The 12131-nt window shown below is 58.3% G+C and carries 14 protein-coding genes; 5 read left to right on the top strand and 9 right to left on the bottom strand.

Annotated elements, in window-relative coordinates; genetic code table 11:
- The first annotated feature begins 77 nt into the window (after positions 1 to 77).
- The 3 genes from AC13DE_RS00345 to AC13DE_RS00335 all read left to right on the top strand — a co-directional run bounded on the left by AC13DE_RS00345 (position 78) and on the right by AC13DE_RS00335 (position 2976).
- Positions 78 to 1325, top strand: coding sequence for a HesA/MoeB/ThiF family protein (locus tag AC13DE_RS00345; protein ID WP_483046656.1), 1248 nt, complete (start codon positions 78 to 80; stop codon positions 1323 to 1325).
- Positions 1322 to 1672, top strand: coding sequence for a ubiquitination-like system serine protease family protein (locus AC13DE_RS00340; RefSeq protein WP_483046655.1), 351 nt, complete (start codon positions 1322 to 1324; stop codon positions 1670 to 1672). The genes AC13DE_RS00345 and AC13DE_RS00340 overlap by 4 nt, the downstream gene beginning before the upstream one ends.
- Positions 1673 to 1962: 290 nt before the next feature.
- Entirely contained in the window at positions 1963 to 2976 is a 1014-nt protein-coding gene (locus AC13DE_RS00335) for a hypothetical protein (RefSeq protein WP_483046654.1), read from the top strand.
- A gap of 85 nt (positions 2977 to 3061) precedes the next feature.
- Here AC13DE_RS00335 and AC13DE_RS00330 read toward each other — a convergent pair whose 3' ends face one another.
- The 7 genes from AC13DE_RS00330 to AC13DE_RS00300 all read right to left on the bottom strand — a co-directional run bounded on the left by AC13DE_RS00330 (position 3062) and on the right by AC13DE_RS00300 (position 8914).
- Positions 3062 to 3622, bottom strand: coding sequence for a hypothetical protein (locus AC13DE_RS00330; RefSeq protein ID WP_483046653.1), 561 nt, complete (start codon positions 3620 to 3622; stop codon positions 3062 to 3064).
- A gap of 49 nt (positions 3623 to 3671) precedes the next feature.
- Positions 3672 to 4367, bottom strand: a complete 696-nt coding sequence (locus AC13DE_RS00325; protein WP_483046652.1) for a DNA-processing protein DprA — start codon at positions 4365 to 4367, stop codon at positions 3672 to 3674.
- A 97-nt stretch (positions 4368 to 4464) separates the two neighbouring features.
- A complete protein-coding gene (locus AC13DE_RS00320; protein WP_416550392.1) occupies positions 4465 to 4764 on the bottom strand; it encodes a hypothetical protein in 300 nt (99 codons plus the stop codon).
- A complete protein-coding gene (gene parA, locus AC13DE_RS00315; protein WP_037931658.1) occupies positions 4709 to 5380 on the bottom strand; it encodes a ParA family partition ATPase in 672 nt (223 codons plus the stop codon). Before parA ends, AC13DE_RS00320 begins: the two co-directional genes overlap by 56 nt.
- A gap of 59 nt (positions 5381 to 5439) precedes the next feature.
- Positions 5440 to 6468: a replication initiator protein A gene (locus tag AC13DE_RS00310; protein WP_238368332.1), complete on the bottom strand. Its 1029-nt coding sequence runs from the start codon at positions 6466 to 6468 to the stop codon at positions 5440 to 5442.
- Between the two features lie 317 nt (positions 6469 to 6785).
- A complete protein-coding gene (locus AC13DE_RS00305) occupies positions 6786 to 8630 on the bottom strand; it encodes a type IV secretory system conjugative DNA transfer family protein (RefSeq protein WP_483046651.1) in 1845 nt (614 codons plus the stop codon).
- Positions 8627 to 8914, bottom strand: a complete 288-nt coding sequence (locus AC13DE_RS00300; RefSeq protein ID WP_194098771.1) for a mobilization protein — start codon at positions 8912 to 8914, stop codon at positions 8627 to 8629. The genes AC13DE_RS00305 and AC13DE_RS00300 overlap by 4 nt, the downstream gene beginning before the upstream one ends.
- A gap of 150 nt (positions 8915 to 9064) precedes the next feature.
- On the opposite strand from AC13DE_RS00300, the gene mobQ reads away from it, so the two are divergent.
- Entirely contained in the window at positions 9065 to 10429 is a 1365-nt protein-coding gene (mobQ, locus tag AC13DE_RS00295; RefSeq protein WP_483046650.1) for a MobQ family relaxase, read from the top strand.
- The gene (locus tag AC13DE_RS00290) at positions 10383 to 10844 is read left to right on the top strand and encodes a hypothetical protein (protein WP_483046649.1); all 462 of its coding nucleotides are present in this window, start codon (positions 10383 to 10385) and stop codon (positions 10842 to 10844) included. The genes mobQ and AC13DE_RS00290 overlap by 47 nt, the downstream gene beginning before the upstream one ends.
- Positions 10845 to 10888: 44 nt before the next feature.
- Here the strand turns inward: AC13DE_RS00290 and AC13DE_RS00285 are convergent, their stop codons facing one another.
- Both AC13DE_RS00285 and AC13DE_RS00280 read right to left on the bottom strand, forming a co-directional pair.
- On the bottom strand, positions 10889 to 11671 hold the full coding sequence (locus AC13DE_RS00285; protein ID WP_483046648.1) for a hypothetical protein: 783 nt from the start codon (positions 11669 to 11671) through the stop codon (positions 10889 to 10891).
- A gap of 278 nt (positions 11672 to 11949) precedes the next feature.
- The coding region (locus AC13DE_RS00280; protein WP_483046647.1) for a hypothetical protein at positions 11950 to 12131 on the bottom strand (182 nt) is incomplete at its 5' end.

The following is a 12131-nucleotide window of genomic DNA, read 5'->3' as shown; positions in this document are numbered from 1 at the left end:
CCAGCAACCGCCGCCAGATCATGGGACTGATCCCGAGCAGCCGGACTTTCAACTGAACGATTTCTCCTGTAAGGGCCATGACCCGAACTTGCCATCAACGCCTGCCCCGAGCAACTGCCCCACACTTTGCGGTACTCTCCTATATTGACAGCATTCTGGAGCGCGCGGCGGCAGAGCGCTTGTCCGTGATCAAGGTCCACAGCCACCCCAGCGGCTATGCGGCTTTCTCAGAAACCGATGATGTCGGCGATCTCCAGCTTCTGCCGATGATACAGGGCTGGGTGGAGGCGGATGTTCTCCACGGTAGCGCCGTGATGTTGCCCGACGGACAGATGTTCGGCCGGGTCTATGACGGCACCGGGTTTCAGCAAATCGCGTGTATCAGTGTTGCGGGTGATGACCTGCACTTCTGGTACCCGAATGCCAGGCAAGGTCCAGTACCGTGCTTCGCCGCCTCTCACGCGCAGGCATTCGACGAGGGTACAATCGAGCGCTTGCAGCGCCTATCTGTCGCCGTGATCGGGGCATCCGGAACGGGCAGCCCGACGGTCGAACAATTCGTGCGCCTCGGCGTCGGTGAGATCGTCAATGTCGATCACGATGCGATGGAAGAGCGCAACGTCAACCGCATCTTGAACTCGACCATGCTTGATGCAGTGCAGGAACGGGCGAAGGTTGATGTCATCGCCGATGCCATCAACAGGACCGGCCTCGGCACGCGTGTCATTGCCATCCGGAAAAACCTGTGGGATTCCGAGGTTGTTCGTGCTGTTGCGCAGTGTGATGTTGTATTTGGTTGCATGGACAGCATTGACGGCCGTTATCTGTTGAATGCAGTTTCTGCTTTTTACAACATCCCGTACTTCGACATCGGCATTCGGCTCGTGGCCGATGGCCGCGGCGGCATCACTGAGGTATGTGGCACGGTCAATTATCTCAGGCCGGGCCGGTCCAGCCTGATGAGCCGGGGGCTGTTCTCGATGCAGGACGTGGCCGCTGCGGGGCTCGGCCGGAATGATCCAGAGGCACATGCGCGGCAGGTCAAGGACGGCTATATTCGCGGAAGTATCGGCAGCCGACCGGCCGTGATCAGCGTCAATATGTTCGGCTCCTCTCTCGCCGTGAACGAATTTCTGGCCCGGCTTCACCCATTTCGGGAGGAGGCTAATGCCGAACACGCGGCTGTGACGTTTAGCCTAGCGAGCATGGAACTCATCAGTGATCCTGAGGATGGCATCTGCCCGCTCCTTAGTCGGTCGGTCGGGCGGGGCGATCAGGTGCCGCTACTGGGCCTCATGGAGCTCGCAGAAAGGCGTCGTCAATGAGTAGGGTGACCAGCTACATTCTTCTATTGTGGAGAGGGATACTCTCCTGGTTCGACCCTCCCTATCGGACAGTGGTGACTGAAGACATTCGACCTCCCAAGCTCAAGAAGCGAACGCTCTACATCGTCGAGGAAGACGGATATGAAGAACAGGCGGCAATGCTCTGCCCGTGCGGCTGCGGTCGCGTCCTACAGATGAACCTACTACCTGATGAGCGGCCCTGTTGGCTTGTCACGCGCCATAAGGACGGATCGGCCTCCCTTCATCCTTCAGTCTGGCGGAAGAAAGACTGCGGCTCGCACTTCTGGTTCAAGAAAGGCCGGGTCAAATGGTGCCGCCGATCCTAAGAGAAAAAAGACCCGACTTGTCTCAGGCGAGTGGTGCGACCTGATTGCGCCGCTTCCTTGGGCATAGCTTCATATGCGCGCGCACTGTACCGATACGTCGAAGACCATGCATCCGCAGCGAATGAAAGGTTCACCTCGGGCTAAGTTATATGCTGACCGGTTGCTTTACCCCACCATCTGGCGGCCCCTCAGATCTTGCAAGTTTTGCGCCTTTATACCAAATGTTGTATGAGATATCTTGCTGGGCACAGATGGTTGTATCTATCAGCGGCGCATAGATAGGAGGCCTCATGGGCAAATGGAAAAAGAAGTTTCGGACACTACCGAAATCAATCCGCGTGGAGCTTCAACGGATTGTGGTGGACGATATCAAGGTCCTGGCAGGCAAGAGGATCAGCACTGACGATGTAGTCGCAGGAACCTATGCCCACCTCGGCCTAAAGCATGAAACGCTTCAGGTCGGGCAAAGCTGGGAAGTTGTGCCGCCTATGAATGTCGGCACCACGTCAAAGCGGAACAGTGAAGGCTGGACGGTCACTCGTAAGGACCTGCCTAAGCATCGGAAATATTTTTACCGAGACATTCCGATCTACGGCGATGCAGCCCGCAACGGCTGGACTACCGCCGCCATTCCGCGTGAGGTGTATGAGACTGACAGCTATCCACCTTACCTTTTCCAAATCGAGGTTTCCGTTCAAGAAGTTCTGGACGATGGCCGTTTCGGTATCGTCTTCTCGATTGATGAAGTGTTTTCCAAACATTCGGCCAGCTTTGAAGAGGACCTGCTTTTCGCAGTCAACCTGCTCCAGGAGAACACCGGCGTCAGTGCTGTAGCAGCATCAGAAAACCCCGACTTTGTTTTCACAAGTCAGCTTCGGTGGGACGTTTTCCCGCCTGGACAGATTGCCGACCTAGCGATGCGTATTCAGCAAAATGGCGGTCGAAACCCGCCTGACTTGGCAACGATCACGGAACGGCTTGAGTTGTTCGAGCAATTCCAGCCAATCGAGTATTTGAAGGGCTTGGGCGGAAATGATCATTACATCGGTGCGAAGTATGCCGACGATCTTGTCGTCTTCGAGAACATGCGCCACGGAAACGCGCTGTATGTTCTTTATGGCGATTGGGCCACACTGTCGCAAAAACCCCGAAGCGAGATACTGAAGCTACCGACCAGCAAGTTTGACCGCCTCATTCACACAGAGGGGTGGGCAAACCGCTTCGCCTTGTTGATGCAACATGAGCTGCAAGCGCGTGGAACACGTATTAGGATCGGCAGGCATCAAAGAAGGCGGCAGCGATAGGCTTACTATTCTGCCCCATCCGAAAACAGGCCCCTATGATGATGCGCGGGTGAACCAACAAAACCACATTTGTGGTTTTGTTGGTTCACGGTTCGCGATGAGTCTTGCCTGATGGATAGCCAATAACAGTACCGGTGGCTGGATCGACGACCTTCTGGATATCATCGTGCAGACCTTGGGTCCGGATCATCGCGAAGATACGAATTTCTGCGTGAGGGCAAACAGCTCGTAGCAGCTCTGCACAGGCGAAGCTTGTTCGTCCCATGGTAAGCACATCATCCACGATGGTGATCTTATTCGGCACAAAGAACGGCCTCTCCGCTTCAATGCTTTCCAGGTGAATAGGGACCAGTGGTCTTTCTGCCGCCGGTGAGTTCGACGAACGCGGTATGGCCCTCGTTCTTTTCAGATAGGTTTGCACATCCTGGCCAAACCCATGCTCGTGCAACACGTCGCAGATCACCTTCGCAGGCCAAAGTGCCCCTTCCGGGAGCGGCGCGGATCGGGGCACCGGCACCAAGGTGACATCAGGCCCGAGAAAAGGCCGCAGAGCGTTTGCCTTCGAGTCTTGCAGGTGCGGAACGGCAGAGGCGATGACATCGACCCGGCCAGCCTTGATCGCGCCACAGGCTTTTCGGGAGGTCACAGATAGCTCAGAGCTACCGCGTGGAGAATAATTGGCGAAGGTGCCATACTCATAGCTCGAAGGCACGAACGCCCCCAGCAGTGTAGTTCGGAATATCGAGCAGAATATCGGGCAGGTCTTCACGGCGCAGGATTTGTGCTCCGTACTCGATGAGTTGCTTCGGCCAAGTCAAGTTCGGATTGGTTGCGACGTTCTCAAGCAAGTAGAGATCGCGGCCAAGCCGGATAGCTTCCCATCCCTGGTGGCGCGTCCCGCTCTTCTCGCTTGCCTCAATCACGATGGTTGCATCGCAGATGAGCGCCATCGTCCGGTTGCGGCGCGGGAAATTCTCGCTTTTGCCTGGATAACCTTCGGGAAACTGAGAAATCGCTAGGTGATCACGCTTGATCTCTTCAAGTAGACCGGCATTTGTGGCCGGGTACGCTTTGGACAAGGGCGTGCCGAGCACCGCTATAGTGCGCCCGCCCTCTTCTATCGCCGTTCTGTGCGCCACTGTGTCGATGCCCTCAGCTAGGCCGCTGACGACGATGATGCCCTGCTGCACCAAGGCACGAGTGACAGCCTGTGCTCGTTTGATGCCGTCCGAGGTGGCTTTTCTTGAGCCGACAATCGCCACGCGCGAGCCTTCGGTCAAAAGCGCGGTATCACCCGCCGTGTACAACACATCTGGTGCGTTCTTTTCTTCGACCGGGCCGAATGGCCCAAGGGCTTCTCTCGTTCTCAGCTCTGCATGCATTCTCATCATGCGGTGACGTTTCTTGCGCCGCCGCCCTCCCCTTTGTTTTTAAGCCACAAATCCCGCCTGCACGATATTTCACACAAACCCACATTTGTGCTTTTGTTCATTTGCGGGTTATGCCCGCATCCTCTTCCAATTCTTGCGTACGCTGTTCGATGAAGGCTTGGAGTTCACCAACCATTTTCCGATCCGTAGCACTGCACGCCGTCTTGAACCGCGTGTGCAGGCTCGCCGGAAGGTCCAGGCTCAGGCGCTTGGTCGGCTCATCCGGCACGGTCTTGACGACCGGCTTGTCTGCCCGTGTTGTGTCATGCCCTGCCCCGCCACGTTCAAACGCGAGGATTTGGTCATCCGTTGGCTGCTGCTTCGGCTTCGGAGCCGCCGAAAATGTCTTCTTCGACATACCGCTCAATCTCTTTCGTTAGTTGGTTGATCTCGCGGGCCGCATTGCTATCGCCAGCCCACTCGAAAATCGTTTGCCCCATGGTCATACCTTCAGCGAAGGCCACCCGTTGCTCGATCTCACTTGCTAGGATTGGCAAACCCGCCTCGGCAGCCATGTTGCGAATATCTCGACCTATGACAGTTTTCCCTATTTTTCGGGAAACCACAAACCCACATTTGAGGGATGGCTTGAATTCCTGCGCCTCTTTAACTTGACGCACTGTCAGGTCAGATGCCCACGTCGAGAGACCGGACGGTTCGATAGGCAGCGCCACAAAGTCCGATGCAACAATACAAGATCGTGCAATCTCCTCCGCGTGAGGCGGGCCGTCGATGATGGTGTGAGTATAGTCCTGGGCAAGCTTTAGCGCGTCCCGCGCCATATTGGCCCGTGCCATGCTGACAACCTGGAAGGGCGCATCTTCGCGCAGGCTCGCCCATGTTGTGGCCGAGCCTTGCTTGTCAGCGTCGATCAGAAGCACCCGGTGGCCTTGGCGTGCCAGACAGCCCGCCACGTTCACCGATAGGGTGGTTTTGCCGACGCCGCCTTTTTGGTTCAGGAAAGATATGATCATGAGTCCACCTCACCACATTCGTGGGAAAGCGTAAAGCCACAAACCCACATTTGTGCGTTTTAATTCTGGTATGCGCCTCGCTTATTGCAGAAGGCCAGAAAGTGCTTATCCGCATCCTTCACGTCGATAGCCTTGTCATGCACCCATGACCGCCACTCGTTTTCCAGCACGTAGACGTCCCACCCGGGCGCAAGACGCCGCGCCTCATCATGTGTGTCTGGTTTTCTGAACCGCAACGCCAGGAAGGAGGGGGCGACCACCGCCTCAGCCCCCTTGGGGCGAAAGACAACATTATCGCTTTCGATGCTCATGGTGTAGTCGGGGAGATGGTCGTGCACCGCGTCATCCTCGATGATCTTCGAAATCAATCGCCTGAATTCTTTCGTGGTTGAGCCTGACCCGCACTTGTCGCGCAAGAGTTCGAGCCCACACTTCCACTTGGGTTGTGCGCCGCAATGCTTACGGGCCAGTTCATAGAGCCGCCGTTCAAGCGGTTTTCGGAGGAAAAAATACTGCTTGTTCAATGTCAGAACATGATTGTTCTCGATGGCATCAAACACCCAATCCGACAGTGTGATCTCGACATCCTGCATCCGACCGTCACGTGTCTCCCGAACGATTTCCGCGGACTCGATCAGGCCGAACACCTTAAAATATTCCTTGCCACCTTGGCGGATATTCGTCTCGATCTGCGTGCCTTGCAGACGCCGCAGCGCATCCTTCAAGAGCTGGTAGCCTTGGCCCGAGGTCTGACGGTTCGTCGCCACCAGCAAATCATGAGCCTTGAACCGCATCGACCGGTTGACTTTGCGGCCTTCATTGAGTGCAGCCATGCACTGACTGATACAGTAGATCAGCACGTCACGGTCATGGACTGTGGCCAGCCCGTAGCGTGACGGTGAAACCTCAATCGAATTATCACCATTCTGGTAGCGTCGCGGCTTCATGTCCGGCTTGGTCGAGAGGGTAAACACTGGATGTTCCATCGAGGCCATGTCGCCCTTCGGTACCGCGTCCACAATGTCGCAAACGAACAGGTCTTTTTGCGGATGCCGGTCCGGCAGGAGCGGGGAGCGTGCATTCGTCATTTCACACACCCTCTGCTCAGCTCACGATTCGTCATTTCACACACCATGGCTCACTATCGTCATTTCACACACCGATCGTCAAGAGTCGTCATTTTACACACCAACAGCCTGTGGATAACTTTTCTAAGCCATCGTCATTTCACACACCCAGATTCGTCATTTCACACACCAAACTTCGTCATTTCACACACCGCCCTTCTAAAAAACATTATTTTTTTCAAGGTATTATTGGCCATTTTCCAAGGTGTAACTCTATTATAACTCTATTTAACTCCCTCAGAACACGAAGCCTTTAATAAAATTCTAACGCCCAACTTTCAATTCAGCGGGTTCTGATCGAACCTTCCACGGTAGATCTTGCTCTTGAAATACAGGTTCTGCTTCGCCTTGAGCGGGTTGCGGTTCCCCACCAACAGCAGCAGATCATCCGCCTTCATGCCCGTGATCTGTTCAGCCGTCATGAGCTTTTGACGTTGCTCCGAGTAGGAAAAGTCCCGACCCTCGTTTGGGGCCTTTCCCTCTCGAATTTGCTGAGAATAGACAGTGTTTTCTCCGAGGTGGCGCGCTGCCCATTCAGCGGTTTCGATATCGTTGAGGTTGAAGACGCGCTTGGTAATGCAGGAGCCGAAGATCGAACGGGCATCGTTTGGCCCATAGGCCTTTTCGACCTGACCCGTATCCTGGGTAACAAACAGCGCTTCGACACCGGCCCCTGCGGCGACGTTGGCGATGTTCATGATCTGCTCCATGCGGCCCATACGCACGAATTCATCGAGAACCAGCAGGATCGGAGCCGTGACTTTGCGCCGCCCGTCCTGGCGCACGACCGTGCCCAGGACGAGGTTGATGAACAGGCGCATGAAGATCGCTTGCTTGTCCACCTGATCGAGGGGCACAGCGATGAAGAGATCGACCCGATCATCGAGAAGATCATCCATGCGGAAGCTGGACCCGGCCAAGAAGTGGCGCATGTTGTCGGACTGCATCCACTCAAAAGCTTTCGAGACCGCTGTTTGAATCGACCCGCGTTCGCGGTCACCTGCGTGCAGGATTGTGGCGGCAGTCTGGGCAGGGCGGTGGCCGACAAGGTCGGCGTTTTCGGCCCAGGCCTCAAGCGTGCCGTCGAGGTTTGCGGACAGAAGCAGATCGGCGACGGCGATCAGATTGCGCCGGTTTGGCTCTTCCTGGGTCACGACCACTTCGATCGCCGCCGCGACCAACTGGCGGGCCATTTCCGAAAAGTGCGCCCCATCGCCTTGTTCCGGTTTGACCAGACCGTCTGCGACCAGGGCCACGTCGCGCGCCAGCTCATGGGGGCGGATGTAGTCGAGCGGGTTGAACTGATCCTGTCCGTCCTCGACAAGGCCGAAGGGGTTGAGGACGGCCACCTTGCGCCCGAGCTCTTCCCGGTGGCGGCGCGTGACGGCGAAATTCTCGCCCTTGATGTCCAGAACTACGACCGGCCCCTGGTGATCAAGGATCGCCGGGATCACGGCGCTGACGCCCTTGCCGCCCCGTGTGCCGGAGACGACGAGGTGATGCCCGCCGCGCCAGCCCTTCGCATCGTTCTTGACGTAGCGCAGCAGCTTGTCCTTGTGCAGGGCGAGGGGCAGGCCGGTCTTGTTGCGCTTCAGCTGGGCCACATCACGCGGGTCCATCCATCCCGCTTGCCACGGGCCGGTGCGGGATTTGCGGTTGCGGCCAATGCGCGGATTGAAGATCGCCAGTAGCGGGGTGCTGACAGCGACAGCCACGCCGAAGGCCCCGAGCGCGAAGGAGATCGCCATGGCCTGTTTCTGCGGATCAGAATACCGCGCCAGTCCCTTGAGACCCTCCCAGATTGCGCGGGGGAGGGGCCAGCCTGTGCCAGTCCAAGCTCGGGTTGTAGCCAGTATATCGCTGAGCGGGCCTCTGAGGGGCGTCAGGGCTGTGAGGGTGGCAACGCACAGGCAGACCCATGCGAGGATCTTCAAGGGCGTCCTGTGACGCTCTGCGGCGGTTCCGAGGGTGTCAAGGATGGTGGCCATGGCGATGATCGGGAAGGCATAGGTGGTCACCGGGTAGATCGCGACCGCTTGCGGAGCGAGGATCAGGGCGGCAGCGGCCAGGATCACAGCACCGATCATGATCACCCAGTGGCGGGCTTCCAGAACAAAACTCATGACCGGTCCTCGTCGCTATCGGGAAACAGAATCTGCCAGAGCCCCCGGTCGCGATCCCGCTGGGTGAGGCGGTCTGGCAGGTCGCGGCGCACGATGCTCTGAAGAGCAGGTTCGGCGCTCAAACGGTCGAAGACCAAAGTGCCCAGGAGCCATTTGAGGCGGTCTTCGTCTTTCTTCTCAGACAGACGCCGCCGGGCATCGAGCGCCGCGATCTGGGCGTCGAGCTGAGCTTTCTTCTCGGCCAGTTCTTTGATCCGGGCGTCGGTCGGGCGGCTTTGGGACATGGGGAAACCTCGGGAATAATCGGGGCGAATGTAGTGGCGGATTGATAGGTTGAAAAGATTTAAATGCGCGCTTATACATTGTCTTCGACAACGTGCGCGTCCTCATGGGGGTAAACCCCCGCGCCGGACGGCTTCCCCCCAAAGGCGGCGATGCCGCCTGAACGAGGGTTTCACCCTCGCGCTCCCGACCAGCGCAACCAGGCGCTGGACCCTGTTTTGAAGAGAGGCGTCCCAAGCGTGGCGATCTACCATCTCAGTGCGAAAGTGATCAGTCGGGCGGGGGGCCGGTCATCGGTCGCAGCCGCCGCCTACCGGACGGCTGGGCGGCTGCGGGATGAGCGGCAGGGGTTGGAGCATGACTATTCTCGCAAAGGCGGGGTCGTGCATTCCGAGATCATGGCCCCCGAGAATGCGCCCGATTGGATGCGCGATCGAGACCAGCTCTGGAACGCCGTCGAAGCCGTCGAGAAGCGGCGCGATGCCCAGCTTGCCCGCGAGATCGAAGTGGCTCTTCCCCGCGAGCTTGATCGGGGCGAGAGGTTGGAGTTGTTGCGCGGATTCGTGCAGCGAGAATTTGTTGATCGCGGTATGATCGCGGATGTCGCCGTTCACGAGGGCAAGGCCCGTGATGGCCAAGGTCAGCCTCATGCGCATGTCATGCTCACCATGCGGGAGCTGACCGGCGAGGGGTTCGGGAGGAAGGATCGCAGCTGGAATGCGCCGGACCTGCTGATGGGCTGGCGCGAAGCCTGGGCTCGGGATGCGAACACGGCTCTTGAGCGGGCAGGGCGGTCGGAGCGGATCGACCACCGGTCCCTTGATGTTCAGCGCGCCGAGGCCGAGCAACAGGTCGAGCGGGCGCGCGGGGGCGGGCAGGAAGAGCTGGCGCTTGAGCACGAGAAAAAAGTGGTCGAGCTCAGCCGGGAGCCCGAGCCAAAAATCGGGCCATCGGCCAATGCCCAGGAGAAGCGCGGGATCGTCACCGAGCGTGGCGAGGCTTTCCGCGCGGCGCAGGCGCGCAATGCTGAGCGCCAGGAGCTGGGCTGGCGGCAGTTAGAATTGCGGCTAGAGCTGATGGAGCGCGGGCGCGCCTTCATTGCCACCGCGCGCGAGCGGCTGGATCAGCTTTGGGGCCGGGCTGAAGCGGCGATGTCACGGATCAAGGAGAGGGTTATGGGTGAGGTTGAGAGGCCGCAGGCAGGCGCGGAGCGGGGCGACATGGATGCGCGCCGGGCGGCAGTGTTGGGGCGCGACGTTGATCGACCTGAGGTGCAAGCGCCGGATGTCGGGCGGGAGCGCGCCCCGTCCGACGATCCTATTCGGGAGCGTCTGAACGCCATCCTTGGGCGTGGGCGTGATATCGGGCAGGAACGTGATGCCGCCGCCGTCGAGCGGGACATCGTCGCCCGTGATGGCGAGGGCCGTGACCAGGGGCGGCGGGATGACATCCTCGGGCGTGGGCGTGATAATGCGTCTGAGCGTGGGCAGGGCCGCGATCGCGACAGAGAACGGTGAAAGACATTTGCAGAGAGGTGCCAAGATGAAGAAATGGCGCGTTGTTCTCGTCGCCGCGAAGGCCCCGACCTGCGGTGACTGGGTTGCCGTGAGCGGGCTTTGCCCAGGTGAGGAAGAAACCGCACGGTTCCTCTTTTTGGACGGGACGGAGGCAGACGGGTTCACGTTCCTCGATGCCCCACAGGAGCAGGTCGGCGACTCTCCCAGTGGCGAGCAGGTTCCGTGGCTGCACTTTCCAGACTGCATGGAGATCGTCGGAGTGGAACGTCAGGATTGGCGACCGCCGAGCTGGCCGCACGACAAGACGTTGTGGCGTCTGACCGTGGTGAGCCTGCCGTCGAATATCGAATTCGAGAAAAGGCTTCTGGACGGTCAAGAACGTAGGCGTGGCGTCCTGAGCCGGTTCGGGCTGTAATAGCGCTGGCGCGAGCCAGCTTTTGGTCACACGCGAGGCGGCATTCACTTTGCCGCTTCGGCAAGCTCATGGGTGGTTTTGAGAATGATTTCGACAAGCTGGATACGCTCGTCCTTGTGTTTCCACATATCCACTGTCGCCCAGAGTATCCCAATCACGGTTACGGCTATTTCCCGCAGCTCAGGTTCAAGGTCCAAGGGGCCGGTACGAAAGCCATTATCATCTGCATAAATGAGATAGTTTCGGCCCCCGGAGCCTTCCTTCAAAAGCCGATGGACATCCTTCTCGTTTGTGAAACGGGCGTATACATCATCCGCGAAAGACGCGCTGGAATTGCCGTTTTGGTCTACGGACCCCAGCAAGCGCATTGATGCAACCTGATATGATACCTGTCCATTGTCCTCGTATCTGACCGCAATCCGGTCATGATCGGCCTGATAGGCTAAACCGATCTTGTAGGCACCCAGTAATTCGATGATTTGGCCGCAGAGCCAGGGCAGCGTTGATTTATGGACGTGGTCTTTGGGGCTGACCTTCTTGGCTAGAGCCGTATAGCCGCTTTTCTTGGCGCATGCGATGAAAGCGGCCACGGCCTCTTCCAGCGCGTGCATCAGGAAGAACGTTGCCGGTACACGATAGCCGCGCTCTCCTTCGCGATAGGTCGTGCTTTCGAGCGTAGCGATCCCGCCCGCCCAGTATAGGCTTCGCACGGCATTATGCGCACAGAATTTCGCCCGACCAGGCAATACCTCGATCCGGTCGCGCACCCATCTCGCCATATCGCTTTCCACCACCCTCAGCAGTTCTGGATTCATCGGCTCTGTCATTGCATCGTCCTTAATCTGCTCGTTTCACGCCTAGCATGGGAGGTGCGGTTCTGGCCGCAATATTATTCTGTCATTTCTCGCATTCTTCCTGTCCATTCTCTTATCGGCATTACGTCAGGGCCCGCACGTCTAGCGGCTCCGCCCGATTGCGGCAGCAGTTACATTGGCCGTGTAAACACGACGAGTGTTTCGTTCAGGCTGAATTGTGTGATCCCGGCGATGCGCCGGTCTCGCTTTGAGCGCTAGACAGGGCAGGGGATCGACGGGCTGACGCCCGCTCACCCCGGCCCTGACAGTTTCCAAATCCAGTTGATCCGCCTGCCATCCTGGCAGGTCCGAGAAAACCGGCAAGCGCCGCCTGTGGCGTCGGTTCCGGTCGAGAATTCCGGTTCCTCCCACGCGCAAGGCGCGCGGTTCCCTCCCAAATTCACGCCCTCCACCCGGTTGTCACGGCCCCGCC

Source organism: Sulfitobacter sp. L-8, assembly GCF_056859255.1.
The sequence above is the reverse complement of the archived record's forward strand: the minus strand, read 5'-3'. Positions and strand labels throughout refer to the sequence as shown.